The following is a 21,848-nucleotide window of genomic DNA, read 5'->3' as shown; positions in this document are numbered from 1 at the left end:
CCCCTCGTTGCCAGCAATTTTTCGCTTCTCCATTCACGGAATGTCAACTTCTAGTGATGTTGTGAAAACTGCTTAGAGCGGGAGCATCACGCGCATAACCGCAATGCGCTGTTGCCGAGGATTTGCATCTTCGGCAATAACGGCGCTTTCAAATAACAAGAATCTGAAACCAGCGTAGGACCTGAACGTGCGATTTAAACAAAGTGCCGATTTTACTCAAAACATAATCAGAATTTTTGCATCAGGTGTTTGAAGATATCGAAAAACTACATTCCGGGAGGTCCAGCAATACAACCAGATTTTCTCTTTGTATCGTGCAGATTGCACCTTTGGGAGCGTGGCAGATATGCAACTCCGCAAATTTCACGGTCGGATCCACAGATCCGGGCAACGCCTGGAATGTCCTCCGGCTGGCCCGCCGCCAGAGCCAAACCCACCACCCGGACGGACTGCGGGCGGGTGCGATTCTCACGTGTCGGGGTGGTCGGGGATGCACGATGGCGTCACCAGCGCGGCAAGTTGGGCCTGGGCAAAGCGACGTAGCGAGGGCCATTGTTCACCGGAGCGAGCACACGACGAAGCCCCGCGGCCTCTCGGCCGCGGAGCTTCGCATCCTTCGGGCGTCTCGCCTCAGGCGAGGTAGCCGGCGCCGGTGCCGAAGCTCGTCCGGCTGACGCCCGAGAGCTCCACCGTGCCGCCGCCCGAGAGCGTCAGCAGGGTGTTGCCGCTCGCCGTGGTCCCGACCTGGTAGGTCTGGCCCTGCAGGTCGAGGCGGTCGCCCTGGCCCTGGCTGAAGCCGAGGACGAGGTCGCGGCCCGAGTTCTGGCCGAACACGTACCGGTCCGCCCCGAGATCGCCCGACAGGATGTCGTCGCCGAGGTCTCCCGAGAGCACGTCGTCGCCCTGGCCACCGTAGAGGGTGTCGTTGCCCTGGCCGCCGTAGAGGCTGTCGGTGCCGATGTTGCCGAACAGCACGTCGCTGCCCTGGCCGCCGTAGAGCGAGTCGAGTCCCTGGCCGCCGTAGAGCGTGTCGTTGCCCTGGTTGCCGAAGAGCTGGTCGTCGCCCTGATTGCCGAATACCGAGTCGTCGCCGCCGAGCCCGAGGTAGGTGTCGTTGCCCCCGAGCAGCAGGATGCTGTCGCTGCCGTCCGTGCCGGTGAGGCTGTCGGCCCCGTCCGTGCCGGAGACCGCGGTGCCGCCGCCCCCGACCGGATTGGTCGGGCCCGCACCGCCGCCGCCACCACCGCCGCCACCGCCACCGCCACCGCCACCGATGACGGGCTCGTTCTGCCCGTTGATGGTGATGCTGATGGTGCCGGCCGTGCTGTCGGCCGAGAGTACCGGGAGCAGGTCGGTCAGCGTGTCGCCGGCGCTGAGGCCCTGCACCGTGGCGTTGCCGTTGTTGAGGTCGTAGGTCCAGCTGCCGAGGCTGTCGATCCGGAGCGAGCCGTAGCTGCCCGTGACGGTGGCCGCCTGGAAGTGGTCCTCGTCGGCATCGACGTCGGAGACGGTCAGCTTGCCGCTCGCGGAGGTGATGCTGTCCTCCACCACCGAGCCCGAGACCGTGCCGCCGATGGAGGCCGTGTCGTTCGCGCCGGTGACGTCGATCGTGATCGTCTGGCGGGTGCCGTCGAAGGACTGCACCGAGATCGTGTCGTCGCCCGAGAAGGTGCCCGGCAGCGCCTGAACCGCGGCGCTGGAATTGTCGAGGTCGTAGGTCCAGTTGCCGACGCTGTCGATCCGGAGCGAGCCGTAGGCGCCCGCGACGGTGCCGGCCCGGAAGCCGACCTCGCCCGCGTCGACGTCGGTGGCGGTCAGGGTCTTGGAGACGGTGGTCGTTCCGTCCTCGGTCACCGAGCCCGAGCTGTCACCCGTGAAGGTGGCCGCGTCGTTCTTGCCGGTGATGGCGATCGCGATCGTCTTGGTGGTGCCGTCGAAGGAATGCACCGAGATCGTGTCGTTCGCCGGCTCGCCGTCTCGCAGCGATTCCGCCCGGCCGTCGAGGTCGTAGGCCCAAGCGCCGGTGCTGTCGATCCGGAGCGAGCCGTAGCCGCCCGCCACAGTCTCGGCCTTGAAGCTCGACTCGCCGGTGTCGACGTCGCTCACGGTGAGCTGACCGGTAGCGGAGGGGCTGTCGTTCTCCGTCACCGCGCCCGAGGCCGTGCCCGTGATGGTCGCCGCATCGTTGACGCCCGTGATGCTGAACACCACGCTCTGCGCGGTGCCGTCGAGGGCGTGGACCGAGATCGTGTCGGTGGCGAGCTGCCCGCCGGTCAGCGCCTGCGCGGCGTCGCCGAGCGCGTAGGTGTAGTTGCCGTTGAGGTCGATCGCCAGCGCGCCGTAGCGGCCCGTCAGGGTCTCGGCCTTGAAGCGGCTCTGGCCCGTGTCGATGTCGCTGATGTCGAACTTGCCGGTGGCGGAGGTGACGCTGTCCTCGATGAGGGCGTTGCTCGGCGTGCCGCCGGTGATGGTGGCCGCGTCGTTCGTGCCGGTGACGGTGAAGGCGGCGTTGTAGGTCGTTCCGTCGAAGGTGCTGATCGCGATCGTGTCCGTCACGATCTGGCCGGCCGTCAGGGTCTGGACGGCCTGCGTCGCGTTGTTGAGCGTGTAGATGTAGGAGCCGACGCTATCGAGGCTGAGGGTGCCGTAGGTGCCGTTCAGGGTCGCGGCCCGGAAGCTGCTCTCCCCCGCGTCCACGTCGGTGACGTCGAACCGGCCGGTGGCGGCGGTGCTGCTGTCCTCGACGATGGCGTTGCTCTGCTGGCCGCCGCTGACGGAGGCCGCGTCGTTCGTGCCCGTGATGGCGATCGAGATGGTCTTGGCCGTGCCGTCGGCCGCCAGCACCGAGACCGTGTCGTTCGCGCCCGCGCCGCCCGGAAGCGACTCCGCCCGGCCGTCGAGGGCGTAGGCCCAGTTGCCCACGCTGTCGATCGAGAGCGCGCCGTAGCTGCCCCGGATGCTGCTGTCGGCCCGGAAATGGGCCTCGCCGGCGTCGATGTCGCTGACGGTCAGCTTGCCGGTGGCGGAGGGCTTCGTGTTCTCGATCACCGAGGCGGTGTCGTCGCCCGTGAAGGTCGCGACGTCGTTCGTGCCCGTGATGCTGAACACCACGCTCTGCGCGGTTCCGTCGAAGGCGTGCACCGAGATCGTGTCGGTGGCGAGCTGTCCGCCGGTCAGCGCCTGTGCGCGGTCGTCGAGGGCGTACCTGTAGCTGCCGGTGCTGTCGATCGCCAGGGAGCCGTAGCTGCCCCTCACGGTCTCGGCCTTGAAGCTCGCCTCACCGGTATCGACGTCGGTGATGTCGAACTTGCCGGTCGCGGCGGTGACGCTGTCCTCGACGAGGGCGCCGCTCGGGGTGCCGTTCGTGATGATGGCCGCATCGTTCACGGGGGTGACCGAGAAGGTCAGCGTGTTGGGGGTCGGGTCGAGGTCGACGCCGCCGTTCGCCATGCCGCCGTTGTCGCGCACCTGGAACGTCAGCGTCGCGTAGCTCGCGCCGTTGGCGTTGAGGGCCGGCTGGTAGCTCAGCCTGGCGATGTCCGCGGCGAGGATCTCCTGCCCGGCGGCGACGGCGGTGCTGCCGAGGCTCAGGGTGCCCGCGGTCGGCAGCGTGGTGATGAGCACCGACTTGAGCGTGTTGGCGGGCGAGTCCTTCGGATCGCTGAAGCCGAAATCGGCCGCCGTGAAGGCGAGCTTGGTGTCCTCGTTGAAGGTCAGCGTCTTGTTGGCGCCGGCCGGCGCATCGTTCACCGAAGCCACGGTGATCGCGATCGTGTCGGTGTCGGACTTCGCACCATCGAGGCCGTTGTTGCCGTTGTCGTTCGTCTCGACCGTCAGCGTCGCCGTGCCGTTGAAGTCGGCGGCCGGCCTGAATGCCGTCCCGTTCAGGGCCGCGTTGATCGCCGTCTGGGAGCCCGACAGGGTGACCGATCCGGACCCGTTGTCGCGAACCGAGGAGAGACCCGTGGTCGACCCCAGGGTGATCGTGCCCGTCGTCGCGGTCAGCTTGACCGTCAGGCGATCCGATCCGGCGTCGGAGTCGGAAACCGTGATGGCGTTTCTGTTCGTGCTGCTGAAGATGATCGAACCATCTTCAGAGACATTCGCGGACCCCGGCACAGTGTTGACCGGAGGATCGTTGTAAAAATAATTGAACGGCATCGAAGTACCCCGCAGCGAGAGCCGTAAAGACTCATTCTTTGCTGTGGGGCTGACTTACGACGGATATTTATGGTTTCGCAAGTGTGACTGTTACGTTTTTATGCTGTTTTCTGTGATGTTAACGACACTCCGAAATTTATTTCAGATCGACATGACTAATTTCGGCTCTCTACTACGTAGTTGTTACCGAGAAAGGCGGGCGCGTGACGCTGGCCCCGGGTCCAACGGCGTGCCGACATCTCATTTCCTCCCCGGCCTATACCCCGCATCGAGACCCGCACGGCCACTGATCGGATCAGCAGCCGTCCGTCGTCTTGACGGATGTGGAACTGTCTCAGGTCCACCGAGCCCGAGGCGGCACGAGATCGGATCGCCAAATCCTCAGGCCCAGGCGGTCTGATTGGATGATTGTCTGCCCAGTCCGTTCTACCGTCGGCGATCAGCCGGCTACTCGCACGCGTCTGTCGACTGGGCTGGGATTGCGCCCGCCGACTTGGTGTGATCGCTATCGCATCTTGGCGTGACCGGCATTGTCTGGGCGTCCCAGAGTCTTGCCTCACCGTCCGGAGCGGCGGATGTGCCGAGGAAGCCACAGCCGGAGGTTGCTGGCCGGCACGCACGGCCTCGTCGTCGGAGAACGAGCGCGTCGGCCGGCGCCCCCGGGCGGAACGGGTCCGCACCGACTCGCGCTCGCTCCGCGCGAGGCGAAGAGGCGGCGCGCAGCTGGCCTAGAACAGCGTTCCCTGCCGGCCCGCGGCCGGCGCGGGCGCCGGGGCCTCGGCGCTCGGGCGGCGGGGGCTGCGGCGCGGGGTCGGCGGGGGCTCCGGGCTGGGCTCCGGGGCGCCCGGCGCCTCGGCGCGGGCGGCCACCGTGCCATCGGCGAATTCCAGGGTGAGGGGGGTGCCCGGGGGGAGGGCGGCGGTGCGCACCGGGGCGCCGGCCCCGTCGCGCACCAGCGCGTAGCCGCGGGCCAGCACCGCGCGGTAGCTCAAGGTGGCGAGGAGGGCGGCGGCGCGATCCAGGCGCGGGCGGCGGCGCTCGGTGAGGGCGGCGGCGGCCTGGGCGAGGCGGGCGTCGAGGCCGGCCACCCGCTCGGCGCGGCGGGCGGTCTCGGCGCGGGCCCGGTCGAGGCTCGCGGCGCGGGCCTGCACGAGGCGGTGGCCCAGCGCCGCCAGCGCCGCCGCCCGGCGCTCGGCCTGGTTCGCGAGCGCGTGGCGCGGGCGGTGGTCGATCGCCGCGAGGCGGGTGCGGGCGCGCTGCAGCATCAGGGCCGGCGGGTGGCGGTGCAGGCCCTCGGCGACGGCCGCGAAGCGCAGCCGGTGGCCGTGGGCGTTGCCGGCGAGCGCCGGGGCGAGGCGGGCCTCGGCGAGGTCGAGGCGCTGGCGCTTGCCCGCCAGGAACGCGTCGGCGCCCGGCATCGCCCGCAGGAGCGCCCGCAGGTCGGTACCGATCCGGTCGAGGCGGCGGCCGACGGCGCCGCGGCCGCGCCGGCCGAGCTCGTCGAGGTCGGCGACGAGCTCGGCGCGCACCGGCACCGCCATCTCGGCGGCGCCCGTGGGGGTCGGCGCGCGGCGGTCCGCCGCAAAGTCGATGAGGGTGGTGTCGGTCTCGTGGCCCACCGCCGCGATCAGCGGGATGCGGCATGCCGCGGCGGCGCGCACCACGCACTCCTCGTTGAAGGCCCAGAGGTCCTCGATGGAACCGCCGCCGCGGGCGACGATCAGCACGTCCGGCCGCGGGATCGGGCCGCCCGGGGGCAGGGCGTCGAAGCCGCGGATCGCCGCCGCCACCTCCTCGGCCGCGCCCTCGCCCTGCACCCGCACCGGCCAGACCAGCACGGGGCGGGGGAAGCGGTCCGCCAGCCGGTGCAGGATGTCGCGGATTACCGCCCCGGTGGGCGAGGTGACGACGCCGATCACCCGCGGCAGGTAGGGGATCGGCCGCTTGCCCTCGGGGGCGAACAGCCCCTCGGCGGCGAGCGCGCGCCGGCGCTCCTCGAGGAGCGCCATCCAGGCGCCGAGGCCGGCGGGCTCCAGGCTCTCGATGACGATCTGGTAGGCGGACTTGCCCGGGAAGGTGGTGATGCGCCCGGTGGCGACGACCTCGAGCCCCTCCTTGGGCTTCTGGCGCAGCCGGTTGAAGGTGCCCTTCCAGACCACCGCGTCGATGCGGGCGCTGCCGTCCTTCAGCGAGAAATAGGCGTGGCCCGAGCCGTGCTGCCCCCGGTAGCCCGAGATCTCCCCGCGCAGGCGCACGTGCCCGAAGGCGTCCTCGAGCGTCCGCTTGAGGGCGGCCGCGAGGTCGCCCACCGACCATTCGGGCTGGTTCGTGGCGGGGCCGGAGCCCGCCTGTGCGGGGTCGGGCTTGGGCGCGAGGACGGGAGCGGGGACGGCCATGGGAGCCGGAGGCTAGCCGGGCGCGGCCGGGCGGTCGAGGCCGCGGCGCCGATTGCCGGCGGGCGTTGCGGCGCCGCCGCGGGGCGGTCCGGCCCGATTCCCGGTGGACAAGTGCCGGACAGGGGAAGGCGCGCGCCGCGTCCGGCCCCCGCGTCCGCGGGAAATCGCCCGGATGTCCACCCGCGCGGCTTCCCTCGCGGCGGCTTTTCGGGAACAAGCCCGGGCCATGAAGATCCTGCTCATCGGCTCGGGGGGGCGCGAGCACGCGCTGGCCTGGGCCATCGCCAAGAGCCCGCTCTGCAGCCGCCTGTTCACGGCGCCCGGCAACCCGGGCACGGCCCGGCACGGCGAGAACCGGCCGGACCTCGACGTGGCGGACCACGCGGCCGTGCGCGACTTCTGCCGGCAGGAGGGCATCGGCCTCGTGGTGGTCGGCCCCGAGGCGCCGCTGGTGGCGGGCCTCGTGGACGACCTCGCCGCCGCCGGCATCCGGGCCTTCGGGCCGACGCGGGCGGCCGCGCGCCTCGAGGGCTCGAAGGGCTTCACCAAGGACCTCTGCGCCGAGCGGGGCATCCCCACCGCCGCCTTCGGGCGCTTCGGGGCGCTGGAGCCCGCGCTCGCCTACCTGCGGGCGCAGGGCGCGCCGATCGTGATCAAGGCCGACGGGCTCGCGGCCGGCAAGGGCGTGACGGTGGCCGACACCCTCGACCAGGCGGAGGCGGCGCTCCGCGCGCTCCTGGAGGAGCCCGGCGCCGAGGTGGTGATCGAGGCCTGCCTGTTCGGCGAGGAGGCGAGCTTCTTCGCGCTCTGCGACGGCACCCGCGCGATCCCGCTCGGCACCGCGCAGGACCACAAGCGGGTCTTCGACGGCGACCGCGGCCCCAACACCGGCGGCATGGGCGCCTACTCGCCGGCCGCGGTGCTGACGCCGGAGATCGAGGCCGACGTGATGGCGCGCATCATCGCCCCGACGCTCGCCGGCATGCGGGCGCGGGGCACGCCGTTCACGGGCATCCTCTACGCGGGGCTGATGCTGACCGCCGAGGGGCCGATGCTCATCGAGTACAACACCCGCTTCGGCGACCCGGAGGCGCAGGTGCTGATGCCGCGCCTCGCCTCGGACCTGGTGCCGGCCCTGCTCTCGGCCTGCGACGGGGACCTCACGGGGGTCGCCCTCGCGTTCGACGAGCAGCGGGCGGCGCTGACCGTGGTGATGGCGGCGGCGGGCTACCCCGGCACGGTGGTGCGGGGCTCCGAGATCCGGGGCGTCGCCGAGGCCGAGGCCCGCGACGACGTGCACGTCTTCCAGGCCGGCACCCGGGCGGAGGGGCCCTGCCTCCTGGCCGACGGCGGGCGGGTGCTCGCCGTGACCGCGCTGGGCGAGAGCGTCACCGAGGCGCAGTCCCGGGCCTACGCGGCGGTGGCGCGGATCGACTGGCCCGAGGGCTTCTGCCGCCGCGACATCGGCTACCGGGCGGTGGCGCGCGAGGCGGAGCGGCCGGCCTGAGCCCTCAGCGGGGCCCGAGGGCGTAGAGGGTGATGGCGGCCGCGTTCGAGACGTTGAGGCTGCGGATCTCCCCCGTGAACGGGATGCGGGCGAGGACGTCGCAGCACGCGCGGGTGCGCTCGCGCAGGCCCTTGCCCTCGGCGCCGAGCACGATCACCGCCGGCCGGCGGCGCTCCACCGCGTCGAGGGCGACCGCGGCCTCCGAGTCGAGGCCGATGCGGGCGAAGCCGCGCTCGCCCAGCGCGATCAGCGCCTCGGCGAGGTTGCGCACCACCACCAGCGGCACGTGCTCCAGCCCCCCCGAGGCCGACTTCGCCAGCACGCCGGTGGCGTTCGGCGAGTGGCGCGCGGTGGTGACGATCGCCGCGACCCCGAAGGCCGCGGCGGTGCGCACGATGGCCCCGACGTTGTGCGGGTCGGTGATCTGGTCGAGGGCGAGGAGCAGCGCGTCGTCGGGCAGGTCGTCGAGGCCCGGCGCCGGCAGCGGATCGGCCTCGAGGTAGAGGCCCTGGTGCACCGCATCCGCCCCCACGACGGCGTTGATGGCCGAGGGCCGCACCAGCTCGGGCTCGATCCGCAGGGGGCCGAGCTCCTCGCGCAGGCGGGCGATCCCGTTCTCGGTGGCGAGCAGCCGGTGCAGCCGCCGGGCGCCGTTGGCGAGCGCCTGCGAGACGGGATGCCAGCCGTAGAGCACCACCGGATCCCCCGGCCCCCCCTGCGGCCCCCGAGGCGGCCTACCGGGCGGCCCACCGGGCGGCCGCCGGCGGCCGGGCGGGCGGTTGCGGGATCCGTCGCGGCGGAACGGCGGGGCATCGTCGGATTTGCGGGACATGACCCCAGCCTCAAACCGACGATGCCGCGCCCCGTCAAGCCGCACGAGGCGTTGCCCCGCCGGGCCAAGCCGATTATAGAACCCCCGGCCCGAGGCCAGCGCCCTTCGTCTAGCGGTCCAGGACGTCGCCCTTTCACGGCGAAAACACGGGTTCGATTCCCGTAGGGCGCGCCAGCAAAATCAAGCACTTAGCTGAACCGACCGGTGCCTAAGTCCAGTTTGTGTCCAGCCAATGAGGCCGGACCAACGCGGACCGTACCGGATTAATCCGGCCGAAAGCCTCACGCGCGCGAGGCGAGTTTGAGCGCGAGGGCTGCGATTGCCGACGCCCGTCAGTCACACAGTGATCTCGAATCAGGCCATTCCTCATCTCGCGACCGGACAAGCAGAGTGGCGCCTCACCCGAACGAGGTCGCCAAGATGGCACTGGCGCACGTGGTGAAGAAACGGGTCGAAGCTGCCTGCCGGAGCGACGACCTACTCGCCAAACGGCGTAAAATGATGGACCCATGGGCGAGCGATTTTACCCAGGCAGGCTGAAGCATGGCCCGCAGATTGGATCGATGTGTCCAAAGTCAGCAAAATGCAATCTGTGCAGAGGCTGAAGCGGCGCCGGCCAGGAGCACGCCCAACTTCCGAGCAGAAAGCCGATTATCTTAATCTTATACGAAGTGGCTACGTTGATGGCTTAAGTACGTCCGAGATAGCGGAGAAGATCGGTGTTTCCGCCGCCTCAATTTACAGATGGTGGCGACAGCAAGACCAGATACAGCACAAATTGAACACCGAAGCCATCGAAGGCTTGTATCAGATTGATCAAGCTGTACACATTCTCTGCCAAGCGTCCTCATCTGAACCGCGCATCGTAAGAGACGCATTGTTTCAGTTCCTAACGTGGATACGCTGGCCTGATGAACCCGAATATTACCTTGCGGCACTCATCAACTGCACGGCGTCTTATCTCAAGCAAAAACAATGTTATAATAACATTGACGATATAGACCGCCAGGATGCTTCGCTGCTTTTCAGATATCTTACATTGAGTACTATAATCAGATTTAGCTCGCCACAATCCGCCCTCAATCCTGATTTTGAAGTTGTCTCGGATAAAGCAAGTCGCTATGACGACCGACAATTTTTCGCAGAGATTGTGAATTATCTTATTAGTGACAAAATTATTATCGCAGGAAAGCAACATCGTCCGAATCTGCAAAAACTTCAGTACCTAGTTCATGAAGGTGCTTTTGGTAAAAACTGGACTATGTCACCTCGTACGTTCGAGAAATATTGGCGCACTCGCGCCGCCTCTTTTCCATACCTATATGTAGAACAATACCACTCTCACTTTGATTGGTCATTAAACCCCCAAGATCAAGATTTTGCGCAGAGTGTAGATGAAATTCTTCATATGGCGGGCAGTCTGCCGGAGTACTTTGGGCGCGTAAAATGGGTAACTGAACGGTTGACATGCGTGCTCGATCCACGCGCCGTACGTCTCATAGCGTTCCCGACACTCCCCAAGTGGATAGACCCGTTGCCAGTGGAGAATCCCCAACCTAGCTCCAAGCTGCAAGCGAAAATAGGGGGCCTCTTTTGACGAGCTAAAGCACTGATAAACTTGTTCTTTTCCTGGGGCAGCAAGTTTGTCGTGTGGTCGAATTTTGGTAGCGCGGTCATTCTAATCCGGTCAACGCAAGCAGCGCTGATGAGGTTTGAACGGATTAGATCGATGACCAAAAAGCTTCTAGTAGATTCAACTGCGCCCTTTGTACTACGTGAAGGTGGGTATCTCCGTCTCAAGCAGATCATTCATCCCGGCGGACCTTTGCCAATCAGCAAGTCGTCCTGGTGGGAGGGTGTTCGTGCCAATCGCTACCCGCAGCCAGTGAAGCTTGGTCCGCGAATTACAGCTTGGCGTTGCGAAGATATCCGAGCCTTCATGCAGAACGGAGCTGTCTGATGGCCAAGCAACGCCTGAAAAAGAGGGTGAGATTGGATCTCGAGCCCATCTACCGGAACCGCGCTGTGAGGATTGCGCATAGCCACACCCCTGCAACCCGTCCGAGCACCAAGGTCCGCACACCGGCCCCCCTTAACTTGGAAGGTCTGCATCAGCGGGGACGGCTGCGGTTGGTACTTCGCGAGATCATGACCCGGTTCGCACAAGCGGATCGAACGCATCGCGATGCAATCGACCAAGAAGTCATGAACTGCGTGGAGATAGCGCGTTTTCTTGCCGGGGATGACCCTCACAACCCGCGCTACCACTCTGACGAGTGGGCTGTATTCTGGCAGCAACACGCGCCAAATGCGACGCAAGCTCTAAAGTTCGTGCTCAAAAAGGCCCACGCTGATGCGAAGAAGGCAAGCTTCTACTTTCGAGCTACCTATCAGATGTTTGAGCGCGAGGTGAAGGCCGAGGACTATCCTCGCTTGATTACCGAAGGTGGCGGATACCAAGCGTTGGCAAACAGAAGCCTACGGTTCCCCCGCGTAAAGCCGGTCACAACGATCACCCCAAGTACACCAACTACCTCTTGGGAACAAACATCGGATGCGCAAACACACGTACAGGGAGCGAAGTCCTCTACCGATGAGCCCCTTGGTAAGGTGGTCGAAGAGGAAACTCCGAGCACGCGGCAGCCTACAACCCGTGCCGCAGAACCATTGCTGCTTGCAGCGACCTTCGAGAGAGGTGGCTGTCTTTTCCCGGATTTGCCCGCAGGCTGTCACGTCAGGGCTCACCTGACCATTACCGAATCGTCTTCAGGACAGCGCACTGTCTGCATCTGGCACGCGGTACGCGCTAGTAAAAAGTAGCCGTACAATAAAATCAGGGCAACACAGACTTCGGTGTCGCCCCCTTACCCAAATAAACCAGCCTACGCTATTAACGGACCAACCGTGACATCTTTCACGGGATCTCTGCGTGTGCGTTCAGGCAACCGTATAACACACACCCTCACACCGAAAGCATCGAACCATGCCCGGAATCAGCCGCCTGAGGCCGCCTCGACCCCAGTTGTTAGGCCCCCAGCAAGAACTCGATTATCGACCCCCCCACCCTTGGCCGGGCAGCGCCAAACCGCCTGAAATCGTTAATTTGCGCACCTACATTGATGTGCACTCTTGGGCCGACATCAAGATGATCAACTACATCATTGCGCCCCGGCCAAACCATGCGGCAACTGTCCACCCTGAGATCCTGTACACCTTGCAGCCGAGTAGAGCGTTCGAGTTGCCAGCGAACAATGCCACCGCCCGTATTGCCTTTGCCGAGATAGCCCTCGAGCATATCCTGGCGGACCCCGCCATCGGTGCCGGGCCACTCTGCTTTGTGACCATCACGCCTTCGGTTTCAGCGTTTCCGGTCGGAGACCGCAGGGCTCGGCTACCGATTGTTCTCATGTCCAACGCTCGCGCACGGCGCGGTGGCCCAGCAGCGGAATTCGATGTTTTCGTCCTCCAGCAGATCGCGCGCCAAGCGCTGGGCGATACACCCTTTATCGGGATGGTTGAGGCTGCCCTCTTCCGACGGTGGGGGCCCGACGGACCTTCATGCCGAGATTGGATATCGTGGCACTGTCACCTGATCGTGTGGGGCATCGCACCGCGTGAAGTCTCGCGACAGCTTGCACCGCTGCGTAAGCGCCATCGCAGTATGTTGGAGAATGTACCAGCAGCACACGTAGATCGAATTTCGCTGCACAATGTCCCGCAGAAGCTGGTCTACATGCTCAAGGCGCCGCAGAAGATTTACCGTGTAGGATATTTTTCTAAACCCTGGAAAGATCGAGAGACCGGCAAAACCCGACAGCCCGGTTTGCACGTCAACAAGGATTGGCTGCAAACTGGTGATCGGATCCGGCTCTTGGACGTGATGGGTCATAGAACGCTTGATCACCTCATGTTCGGCAGCCGCGAGGGCACCACCCTTGTCAATGCCATTAGAGCAGAGGCTCTTGCACCATTTCGGTCGTGGAAAGCTCGGCAGCCTTGGATGCAGCGAGCGTAGGCCGGCCGCCATTTTCGCGTCACGCGAAAATTCGGGCGTGCAAAACGACGGACTCGCTGCCGCAGGTGCGATCTCCGCTGCTGCGGTCAGCGTGCTCAAAGGCCGTGCGGTCTCTCTTCACCGCGTTAGGCTTGGGGAAGACGGCGCAGATCCTCGCCTAGGCCGGAGACAAGCCTGATCGGCTGAAGCTTGTCGAGAAACGCATCCACGGCAACAAGCACATGATGTTGGAGAACAATTACAGCGAGTTCGCCGAAGCGAACATCGCCTGGATTGAAGGCAAAACGCGACAAGTCAGGCGGTGAAGACCTCACTGGCTGCCGGCAGTTTCCCTTACATATCGCGTCGCTCGCCCTGCCCGACGACTGCGAGTGCGCCATCCTGAAGGGGCCGTTGCAGCGCTGCCGCCTCGGCCCACGGCGCGCGCAGCCACACCTCGCGCTCTTCGTCGGTAGTGAGGATCACTGGCATTGCCTTCTGATGGACCGCGCCAACCTCAGCGTTCGGCTCAGTCGTCAGAAAACCGTAGAGGTCGTCGGTCGTCTCGCCATCCTTGACCTTGCGGACCGACGTCCACTCCTCGACCTTCAGCCCGGCGAAACAGGCCAGCGGTCGTTCTTGGCTGAAGGCGAACCACACCGGCACCGCTTTGCCGCTCGCGTCCTTCATGTTCTCCGAGAACGAGGTGAAGGGCACAAGGCAGCGGTGTTCGGGTTTGAGCCAGCGCCGCCAACGCGGGGACTTCACGTTCCTCACGTTCGTCACCCCCGGATCGACCTTGCGGCCTCCAACGCGAAGGTCGGAGACGGCAGGCCCCAGCGCATCATCGACAGCGTTCGCTCGGCCTCGAGGAGGCGGATGACCGGTGCGGCGGTGTTCGGGAAGATCGCCGGTAGCTCGGGCATGTTGCCCGTCTCGTCGCGAGTCGCTTGGAAGAACGCCCGGAGGGCGTCAGGCCCCTGCCGACCGAGGCTGTAGAGATTGCACATCGCGCCATCGTCGCCGCGTATCGGCCCCCGTTCAAGCTCGCGAGGCCGTCGGAAGCGCCGTAAGTTCGATACGATCCACGTGCCAAGTTTGACAAAATAGGATTTAAATCTTATACATCGGTGCTCGCCGCGCTACGCGGCGCTCACTCATCACAGGGCTACCCGAGGGCCGCCCTCTTCATTTCAGGAGCCTGGGTAATGCAAATCTTAGATACGGTGACGGCCTCAGTGGCAGTGCCCGGCAGCATCGCGCTGCCGCTCACGCTGTCCCAAGGGGGAGGCTCTTCGCCGTCGTCGCCCCTGCCGCTGATTTTGCTAGGGCGCGATGAACGTGGGCGGCCCCACGCCTCACGTTTCGTTGATCACGAAACAGCGGCGGTCGCGAACGCGGCAGGCCTCATGGGCTTCTCTTTCATTGTCGCTGAAACGCCCGCACTGAAAAATCTGGCTGAGCGCCTGCCGGCCGGTCGGCTGTTTCCGGCGTCGGGTCGGGCCTTCGTACCCTTCATCTCGGCACAAACTTTCAGCCAGTTGCTCGCGGCGGCAGGGTTGCCCGATGCGCCAATGCCTTTCAGGGGCGCTAGCAAGCCCGCTGGCGGGGATCTGGGGGAAAAGGCGGGGTCGGCCCGGGGCGATACGCCCGGAGGCGCTGGCGGGGCTGCCAAGCCGCCCTTCGACTGGCCCGACATCGGAATTGGCTCGCTCGTCCTCGCCACCACTGGGGGCCCGCAAGAGGGCTGGTTCGAAGCCGTGGTAGTTTACACAAAAGCGGACGACTACTTTGAGTTGCGGTGGCGCGATTTCCCCCTCGACGGCAACATCTCACGCCACCGCCACCAACTTGCGCTGCTGCATCCCGGGACGGTGGGCTAGGTAGGGGACGTGAGCGGCGGGGTTTTGCTAAGGAAATCCACTACCTGCCCGGGCTTAGGCCTGGGCGGACCTCCTGCTGATCCCTGTCCGACGTCCTGTCGGCTCTGGTTCGATGTTCACGGGCGCAGCAGAGGCCTGCATATGATCATTGGGATCGACCTCATCCTAGCTGTCATATGCGCGTACCTGTTCGCGCTGACAGTCTTCGCGCTGCCGTCGTTTGTCGCCTTTCGGCGGCGCGACCCGAACCGTTGGCTCATCCTGGCGTTCAACTCGAGCATCGTCGGCTGGGTGGTGGCGCTGGCCTTGGCCGTGTACCCGCTCTTTCGCTCCGGGCAGCCATCTAGCGCGGGTGGCCGACACGGTGCTGATGCGTCTGAGGAACAGGGCCAATGGCTGGGCTGAAGGACAAGCGTGGCTTCATCGACAAAGATCGTCTCGATCTGTCGGAGCGCAAGGCGGTCGAGTACTGGATGAAGCGCTGGGGCGTCACCCGTGATCAGTTAGTGACAGCGCACCGCAAGGCGGGGCTGATGATCAAAGACATCGCTACGGAACTCGGGAAGAAGCGGTGATGGCCGGCTGAGGACCGCCCAAGCCGAACTTGGAAGGCGCCTGCTCGCGTCCGAGGGTCTCGGCAGCATTGGTCGCATGTTCCGGTCACCCTCGTGCTCCACCTTGATCGGGTATGAACCGAACCTCTCCTATGACCCGCGCGGCTGGTCTCGCGCGGCTCACGCACTTCCTCGCAGGTGCGGGTGCTGACTACGCCGGAGCTCGCAACACTGACCGGGGTCCCAACGTCGAAGCAACTACCTCGGCGCTGTCGCCATACTTGCGCCGTCGCTTGATCACTGAGGCGGAGGTAGCTGCTGCTGCCGACGCTGCGTTCGGCGACGGCGGTGCGGAGAAGTTCGTCTCGGAGGTGTTTTGGCGGACCTACTTTAAGGGCCATCTTGAGACCCACCCCGCCGCCTGGACGGACTACCTCGCGCTGGCCGCCGCGGATCGGGAGCGGGTCGCCTCTGAGCCAGGGCTGCGCCGGACCTACGAGCGGGCGGTTGAGGCGCGTACCGGCATCGACGGTTTTGACGACTGGGGGCGCGAACTCGTGGGGGTGGGCTGGCTGCACAACCACGCGCGGATGTGGTTCGCCTCGATCTGGATTTTCACCCTGCGCCTGCCCTGGTCGCTCGGCGCGGAGTTCTTCCTGCGCCATCTTGTCGATGGCGACCCGGCTAGCAACACGTTGTCCTGGCGCTGGGTGGCGGGCCTGCATACGCGGGGCAAGCACTACGTGGCTCGCGCCGAGAACATCAGGCGATACACCGACGGCCGCTACGACCCAAGGGGACTTGACGAGTACCCGGACGCACTCGACGAGCCGATGCCTCCGCGCGAGGTCGCGCTACCGCCGGCCGATGTTGCACCCGCTGGCGATGTCGCGTTGCTGCTCCACCTCGACGACCTGCAACCCGAAAGCCTGCCGCTCGGAACGGCGACCGTGCGCCGGGTAGCGGGCTTCCTCGCCCATGCAGAAGACGCCTCAGATTTGGTGCGGCGGGCGGATCGGGTCGCGATGGACGATGCGCTTGCGAGGGCAGAGGCACACTTCGGTTGCCCGGCTGCCCGGGTCGAGGACGCTTGGGATGGGGGGCTGCCGATTGTCACGGCATGGGCGCCAGTCGGTCCGTCGGCCAGTGCGTTGCCCGAGGGATGCGTGCGCGTGCGACGCACCTGGGACGAGGTCGCATGGCCGCGCTCGACCCGTGGGTATTCCCGGCTGCGCGCGGCCATTCCGATGGTGCTGGGTGCTTGTGGCAATCTAAGCCCACTCGCTCAACGGCAAATTCGGCGATGAATGCATTGTTCACTAGTGGGTCGTATCTGATTTATTCTTACCATACAAGTTGTAAGGACAACTTAGCACCATGATTTCTGCTTGCGCTCCGACCCGTAACATTTCTTCTCAGGCAGAATTAAACAGTGAATGCGGCAGTCACATCCATCTTAGCCAGCATGAACGGGAGAGAGAATTCACCTGAACATCTTGCACGAGGAGAAACATAGCTGAGAGACTCAACTCGATTCAACCACTGCTTCAGAGCCTCACTCAAACCGTACCAAAAAACGGCAGTTCGCTTGGCGCATCTCGTCGGCATAGATGTTGATAAACAATGCAGCGGTATGCTGACACAGAAATGTGAGCGTCGCTTCGCTAGAAAGGCATCAAGCGCCTCTTTGCCCACAATTGCATTATAGTAATCGATTGCATCAAATGTTACATCCGAAGCCTTCAGGGGCGCCTAAAACTCCGATAACCGATCTAATCTCAACAATTATACTTCAAAAATAACTCGTCTAAATTGGCGAAGATTTTTTATGTATGACTCCGGTTAGGATGCAAGTTTTGCCTGCTTGCGAAAGCAAAGAGCTCTTGATCCAACCCCGCGAAACAGCCAAGGTATGTGATCTTCACGACGAACGCAGAGGTGCGTCCTTGACCACTTCACCAAACTCGGGAAACCAGGATTTAGAACCCGTAAGCTTTTTTGTTAAGCTTACTGATAACGAATTCGATTCAACGATTCGATCATGGCGTTGTCCAGCATTAGATCTGCCCGGATCAATAGTGCAAGATGTTTACTCTAGGGGTTCTCGTATCGATAAAGAAAAATATCGCGTAATCGAGAATCAGTCTTATATTCGGTGGGTTGCTGATGGAGAGCCACCAGAACACATTGCTGCACAAGTTGTAGTAAATGCAGGAAAGCTGACAAAACTTGAGGACGATAAAGAAAAGGCAAAAGAGAGCGAGACCTGGTGGAAAAATTTTGCAGTCATCGTACCTATAATCACCGCGTTAATCGCAGCCATGGCATCTTGGCTAGTTGCCAATCATAGCACACCCATAGATGCCAAGGCCATCAGAGAAAATCTTGCCAAGATTGAAGTAAACATAACCAACGCAGCGAACAGTATTCCAGAGTCATGCCCCGGCGGCAAGCATGGACAAACTCCAGAAAACGGACCTCGAACTATAAATCTGCTGAATGATGCCCGGACACTTGTTGGTCAGGTCAGGGATCAGGTACCAAAAATACCATAGGATGCAATTGCCTTTGCATAGTCATGGCTAATTCCTGTGTCACAACATCCCGCTAACAGAAGCAATTAGACAGCATTCCACCCATTGCAGCCACAACCCGGCAAAGCTGTTCGGTCCCCTTCAGTGTCAGGGACAAGACCGTTTTAACTGAGCTTGGCAGACGAGAGTGCAGGCGAAACTGATGAAGGCGAGGGGGAGTCGGCGCGGCGCTTATAGCTGATGGTGAAGCTGATGGTAGCTGCCGATTGCTCGACACGGCGGGTAGCGCTGCACGGCCGGCGGTACGGCCTCTTGGAACGGCCCCAGGACGCATCACCGGACATCCACAGCGCTCTACATTTGGGGGATGCAGGAGAGCGACGAATCCTCAAACACGGCCGCTATCGCTCGCCTGACCGACTCTTGCATGGGTAAGCCGAAGCCGGAGATCGTCGGCTTCGGCTCCAGCGCCGGTTTCGACGATGTCTTCTGCGTGGAGCACCGCAGCGCCAAGATTTGCCAAGGCCGCTGAGCGTCGGCTGACCAGCCAACGTGTGAACCCGCGGCCGAGGGCCGCGAGAGCGGTGGCTGGGAAGGCGCGGCGCACGGGGTGCACGGACGTCCTCCGAACCATTCTCCCTCACGCCGCGTGTTCCGTTAGCTCCGCATTTGCCGAAGCGACGCGGTCGCCCTGTCGAATTGAAATTCCGGCAGCGATCCATCCATCAACCGCCGGATCGCCTCGTCGATGACGGGAAAGGGCACGATGAACCACTCCTGCGGCCGGAACGGACGACCGAAGCGGTCGGGCAAAGTAAGGTCGAGGCGCGCCGCCTCGAACGTCCGATGCAGGAGGCGCTCCAGCTTGGCTCGGTTCACGCCGGCAAGCTTGTAAGTGGTCACGATCTCGACCGGGGCGAACAGGTAGGTCGGGTCACTCGCCGCGTTGGCGACGCGCGCCTCGACGGTCCCGCCAGTGACGCCGATCTTGTGGATGACCTCGCGGTGTGCCGCGATCTGCGGGTGCTCCGACTGGCTGCGCAACACGTAGATGGTGCCGCTCTCGATGTCGCCCTCGTCCATGGTATCAGCAAAGAGCGGGCCGGCGTTAGGCTCGGTAATACGCCGGCCGGCCTCGTCCTTCGTCAGCGCCCGTTGCAGCGAGCGCATCAGCATGTCGCTCTCGGTGCCATTGTCGAAGATCACGCGCAGGCGGCTGTCGAGGTCGCCGTAGCTTTGCACGAACGGCTCGCCCTTCTCGGCGATGTATGCTTTCTGGCCACCAAGGATGAAGAAGCGCCCTTGCTCGATCTCGGCCTTCCGCTCAAAGGGCCGGGTGCGGCGTACCCCGGCGTCGAGGTCTCGCTGCACCCTGGCGAACAGGGGCTCGAAGACCTCGAAGTCGGCGCAGGGAATGCGGGTCGCGATCTCCTCGGCCGCCTGCACCTCGGCCTGCGAGCGGACGTGGCGCAGGGTCGTGATGTCGTCCGTGTCGGACGCCGCGACGCCGAGTTCCGCCAGGAGCGCCTCGTCATCAAGATCGTCGGCGACCGCCGTCGCACTCCCGGTATGCAACAGCCTCGCCGTATCGAGCGGTGCGAGTAGGGTGTGGAACTGCGGTTGCTCCCGGAGCTGGTCGAGACGCACCGCGTACAGGCGCTCGAAGATGTCGCGGCTTTCACCGTGCTGGGGAGGTCGGCCGTGCTCGGCCGTAAAACGCAGGATGTCCTCGAAGCCGGTGATCACCCGTTCCTCGACCGGCGAGCGCGCGGTTGCCGGCCGCGCTATCGCGCTGACCCCGAGTGCGTCGAGAAGTTCCTGATCGGTGAGGTCCTGATCGAGGTTCTTAGCCACGGGCGACCTCGGCCTGCGCGCGGGCGAGGAAGGCAACACCCTCGGCCATCCGCTTTTCCCACGCATCGGTCGCGGTGATCTCAGGCAGGCGGCCGTGCTCGCGCTTGAACCGGAGCGCTCGCTTGGCAAGCTCGCGCGCCTCCTCAAGAGTGAGCGTGCTACGCCTGGCCTCGATGGCGGCCTTGACTTGCTTCAGGCTGCCCTCGCTCATCGACTTGGCGAGGATCGCATAGGCGGTCTCGAAGGGGTTGATGCGGTCGATCAGGTCGATGTCGAGACCGCGCACGTCCATGGCGTAGCGGCGCACGCCGTCGATCAGCGCCCGGTTGCCGCCCGGCTCACCGTCATCCTCGCTGCCTCCGCCCGAGGCCGCCAGCACCTTCGCCTTCTGGGTCAGCGAAAGGGCGGCGACGGCGTGCTGACGAACAGCCTCCTGATCCTCGGCCGAGAGCTCGGGATAGCGGTCCCGCACGATCTTCCCCATGCGGAGCTGCGTCAGCTCCTCCGGCACGGTCTCCTCGTCGAACATGCCGCGCTCGACGACGGAGCGATCCTGCACGAAGGCGGTGATGACCTCGTTGATGTCCTCCTGACAGATGCGGCGCGCCTCGGTGCTCTGTGGCTCGACAAGGCCGTTCACCTCAAGATGGAGCTGACCCGTCGCCTCGCTGAAGCCGACGTTGACGCCGTTCGCATCATACCCACCCGGACCATAGTCGAACCCCGCCTTCGGCCCCGCGCTCTTGGGCGTGAAGTTGAAGCGCGGCGCGAGCACCTGCTCCATGAGGAGGCTGGCGGCGATGGCCTTAAGCGTGTCGTTGACGGCCTCCTGCACGGCCTCGTTGCTGGCGTCCGGCTCGGCGATGAGATTGGTGAACCGGGCGGTGGCCTTGCCGGGTGCGTCGCGGGTGGCGCGGCCGATGATCTGGATGATCTCGGTCAGGCTCGACCGGTAGCCAACGGTCAGGGCGTGCTCGCACCAGATCCAGTCGAAGCCCTCCTTGGCCATGCCGAGGGCGATGATGACGTCCACATGGTCGCGGTTGCCCCGTTGCGCCGGGTTCTTCAGCGCATAGACGACCCTGTCCCGACGCGTGGGATCGTCGTCAACGAGATCGGCGACCTTCAACACGCGGCCATCAGGCCGGCGGACGTGATGAAAGCCTGTGGCAGGGTCCTCACTCTCCCATGACCCGAGCACATCCATGACCTCGTTCGCCTCGCGCACCTTGTCCTTGAGGCTCTCGCGGGCGTTGACGCTCGGGATGTGAACGATGGTCTTGAGGTCGGGGTCGAGCACCTTGGCGATGGCGTCGAGATAGCCCCGACGTCCACCCGAGGTGTAGAAGAAGTAGCCGATGTCGAGCGACTTCAGGTGCTCGTAGCCGTTCAGTTGCTCGTAGTAGGTGTAGGTGACGGTCTCGAATTTGGCCTCGTCCTCAGGAGACAGTACAGGAGCAGCGTCGCCCCGGAAATAGGAGCCCGTCATCGCGACGATGTGGGCACGCCCGCGCGCGATCAATTGGCCAAGCTGCGCGCCAAGCCGGTTGTCCGGGTTGGCCGAGACGTGGTGGAACTCGTCCACCGCCACGAGGCACTCGTCGAAGGCTTCGACGCCCAGTTCCTCGAAGGCGAAGCGGAAGGTAGCGTGGGTGCAGACGAGCACCCGGTCGGGGCTCGCGAGGAACTCGCCGACCGCCCTGACCTTGGAGCGCGCAACCCGCGCCTCGTCGATGCCGGGCGCGTTGCAGAGGTTCCAGCGCGGCTCGACCCGCCAGTCCATCCAGAAGCCACCTTCGGTCAGGCGCTCGTCGGCGAAGGAGCCGCCGATGGAGCGTTCCGGCACCACGATGAGCGCTTTCCTGATGCCCTGCCGATGCAACTTGTCGAGGGCGACGAACATGAGCGCTCGCGACTTCCCGGAGGCGGGGGGCGACTTGATAAGCAGGTAGGGCTCGCCACGCTTCGCATAGGCGAGCCGCTGCATCGGCCTCATGCCAAGCTCGTCCGCCTTGGTGGACGCGCCCGTGCGGGCAGTGCGGAGCGCGACGGAAGGAAGGTGTGGGCTCGCTGTCATCCGCACCGTTACTCCGCCAACCAGCTTGCACCAAGTTTCGTCCGTTCGAGAATTGC

The 21,848-nt window shown here is 64.7% G+C and carries 15 protein-coding genes, 1 tRNA gene and 1 pseudogene; 11 read left to right on the top strand and 6 right to left on the bottom strand.

Annotation, left to right across the window (positions count from 1 at the left end):
- Window positions 1-630 precede the first annotated feature (630 nt).
- Window positions 631-3,759: a VCBS domain-containing protein gene (locus tag ACLBXP_RS17665; RefSeq protein WP_447669057.1), complete on the bottom strand. Its 3,129-nt coding sequence runs from the start codon at window positions 3,757-3,759 to the stop codon at window positions 631-633.
- A gap of 1 nt (window position 3,760) precedes the next feature.
- On the opposite strand from ACLBXP_RS17665, the gene ACLBXP_RS17660 reads away from it, so the two are divergent.
- Window positions 3,761-4,144 carry a hypothetical protein gene (locus tag ACLBXP_RS17660; RefSeq protein ID WP_447669056.1) on the top strand — a complete coding sequence of 128 codons (384 nt, stop codon included), beginning with the start codon at window positions 3,761-3,763 and terminating at the stop codon, window positions 4,142-4,144.
- 745 nt (window positions 4,145-4,889) lie between these two features.
- Here the strand turns inward: ACLBXP_RS17660 and xseA are convergent.
- Complete coding sequence (gene xseA / locus ACLBXP_RS17655) at window positions 4,890-6,557, bottom strand: exodeoxyribonuclease VII large subunit (protein ID WP_447669055.1); 1,668 nt, start codon at window positions 6,555-6,557, stop codon at window positions 4,890-4,892.
- Window positions 6,558-6,783: 226 nt separating this feature from the next.
- Here xseA and purD point away from each other — a divergent pair, with 226 nt between their 5' ends.
- On the top strand, window positions 6,784-8,064 hold the full coding sequence (purD, locus tag ACLBXP_RS17650) for a phosphoribosylamine--glycine ligase (RefSeq protein WP_447669054.1): 1,281 nt from the start codon (window positions 6,784-6,786) through the stop codon (window positions 8,062-8,064).
- A 4-nt stretch (window positions 8,065-8,068) separates the two neighbouring features.
- Here the strand turns inward: purD and ACLBXP_RS17645 are convergent, their stop codons facing one another.
- Entirely contained in the window at window positions 8,069-8,896 is an 828-nt protein-coding gene (locus ACLBXP_RS17645; RefSeq protein WP_447669053.1) for a TrmH family RNA methyltransferase, read from the bottom strand.
- Window positions 8,897-8,994: 98 nt separating this feature from the next.
- Between ACLBXP_RS17645 and ACLBXP_RS17640 the strand changes: the two genes are divergently transcribed.
- The 4 genes from ACLBXP_RS17640 (at window position 8,995) to ACLBXP_RS17625 (ending at window position 12,911) form a co-directional block, all read left to right on the top strand.
- Window positions 8,995-9,070 (top strand) — tRNA-Glu (locus ACLBXP_RS17640).
- 391 nt (window positions 9,071-9,461) lie between these two features.
- Window positions 9,462-10,493 carry a transposase gene (locus ACLBXP_RS17635; protein WP_447669052.1) on the top strand — a complete coding sequence of 344 codons (1,032 nt, stop codon included), beginning with the start codon at window positions 9,462-9,464 and terminating at the stop codon, window positions 10,491-10,493.
- Between the two features lie 362 nt (window positions 10,494-10,855).
- Window positions 10,856-11,716, top strand: coding sequence for a hypothetical protein (locus tag ACLBXP_RS17630; RefSeq protein WP_447669051.1), 861 nt, complete (start codon window positions 10,856-10,858; stop codon window positions 11,714-11,716).
- Between the two features lie 325 nt (window positions 11,717-12,041).
- Window positions 12,042-12,911 (top strand): hypothetical protein, encoded by an 870-nt coding sequence (locus tag ACLBXP_RS17625; RefSeq protein ID WP_447669050.1) that lies wholly within the window; start codon window positions 12,042-12,044, stop codon window positions 12,909-12,911.
- Between the two features lie 333 nt (window positions 12,912-13,244).
- Here ACLBXP_RS17625 and ACLBXP_RS17620 read toward each other — a convergent pair.
- Window positions 13,245-13,900 (bottom strand): annotated as a pseudogene (locus tag ACLBXP_RS17620) (SOS response-associated peptidase).
- Between the two features lie 198 nt (window positions 13,901-14,098).
- Here ACLBXP_RS17620 and ACLBXP_RS17615 point away from each other — a divergent pair.
- From ACLBXP_RS17615 to ACLBXP_RS17595, 5 genes are all read left to right on the top strand, one after another.
- Complete coding sequence (locus ACLBXP_RS17615) at window positions 14,099-14,773, top strand: hypothetical protein (protein ID WP_447669049.1); 675 nt, start codon at window positions 14,099-14,101, stop codon at window positions 14,771-14,773.
- Window positions 14,774-14,914: 141 nt separating this feature from the next.
- Window positions 14,915-15,178 (top strand): hypothetical protein, encoded by a 264-nt coding sequence (locus tag ACLBXP_RS17610; protein ID WP_447669048.1) that lies wholly within the window; start codon window positions 14,915-14,917, stop codon window positions 15,176-15,178.
- The gene (locus tag ACLBXP_RS17605) at window positions 15,166-15,348 is read left to right on the top strand and encodes a DUF3606 domain-containing protein (RefSeq protein WP_447669047.1); all 183 of its coding nucleotides are present in this window, start codon (window positions 15,166-15,168) and stop codon (window positions 15,346-15,348) included. The genes ACLBXP_RS17610 and ACLBXP_RS17605 overlap by 13 nt, the downstream gene beginning before the upstream one ends.
- A gap of 272 nt (window positions 15,349-15,620) precedes the next feature.
- Window positions 15,621-16,634 (top strand): FAD-binding domain-containing protein, encoded by a 1,014-nt coding sequence (locus ACLBXP_RS17600; RefSeq protein WP_447669046.1) that lies wholly within the window; start codon window positions 15,621-15,623, stop codon window positions 16,632-16,634.
- A 639-nt stretch (window positions 16,635-17,273) separates the two neighbouring features.
- Window positions 17,274-17,882, top strand: coding sequence for a hypothetical protein (locus ACLBXP_RS17595; RefSeq protein ID WP_447669045.1), 609 nt, complete (start codon window positions 17,274-17,276; stop codon window positions 17,880-17,882).
- Between the two features lie 636 nt (window positions 17,883-18,518).
- Here ACLBXP_RS17595 and ACLBXP_RS17590 read toward each other — a convergent pair.
- Together ACLBXP_RS17590 and ACLBXP_RS17585 are read right to left on the bottom strand one after the other, a co-directional pair.
- Window positions 18,519-19,715: a GIY-YIG nuclease family protein gene (locus ACLBXP_RS17590; RefSeq protein WP_447669044.1), complete on the bottom strand. Its 1,197-nt coding sequence runs from the start codon at window positions 19,713-19,715 to the stop codon at window positions 18,519-18,521.
- Window positions 19,708-21,792, bottom strand: coding sequence for a pseudomurein-binding repeat-containing protein (locus ACLBXP_RS17585; RefSeq protein ID WP_447669043.1), 2,085 nt, complete (start codon window positions 21,790-21,792; stop codon window positions 19,708-19,710). The genes ACLBXP_RS17590 and ACLBXP_RS17585 overlap by 8 nt, the downstream gene beginning before the upstream one ends.
- Window positions 21,793-21,848 lie beyond the last annotated feature (56 nt).

It is taken from the genome of Methylobacterium sp. A54F (assembly GCF_053346035.1).
This window is presented reverse-complemented; position numbering and strand designations above follow the sequence as displayed.

Coding starts and splice junctions, on each gene's coding strand:
- ACLBXP_RS17645 (WP_447669053.1), bottom strand. CDS start 8,896: ATGTCCCGCAAATCCGACGATGCCCCGCCGTTCCGCCGCGACGGATCC.
- ACLBXP_RS17605 (WP_447669047.1), top strand. CDS start 15,166: ATGGCTGGGCTGAAGGACAAGCGTGGCTTCATCGACAAAGATCGTCTC.
- purD (WP_447669054.1), top strand. CDS start 6,784: ATGAAGATCCTGCTCATCGGCTCGGGGGGGCGCGAGCACGCGCTGGCC.
- xseA (WP_447669055.1), bottom strand. CDS start 6,557: ATGGCCGTCCCCGCTCCCGTCCTCGCGCCCAAGCCCGACCCCGCACAG.
- ACLBXP_RS17630 (WP_447669051.1), top strand. CDS start 10,856: ATGGCCAAGCAACGCCTGAAAAAGAGGGTGAGATTGGATCTCGAGCCC.
- ACLBXP_RS17585 (WP_447669043.1), bottom strand. CDS start 21,792: ATGACAGCGAGCCCACACCTTCCTTCCGTCGCGCTCCGCACTGCCCGC.
- ACLBXP_RS17625 (WP_447669050.1), top strand. CDS start 12,042: ATGATCAACTACATCATTGCGCCCCGGCCAAACCATGCGGCAACTGTC.
- ACLBXP_RS17615 (WP_447669049.1), top strand. CDS start 14,099: ATGCAAATCTTAGATACGGTGACGGCCTCAGTGGCAGTGCCCGGCAGC.
- ACLBXP_RS17610 (WP_447669048.1), top strand. CDS start 14,915: ATGATCATTGGGATCGACCTCATCCTAGCTGTCATATGCGCGTACCTG.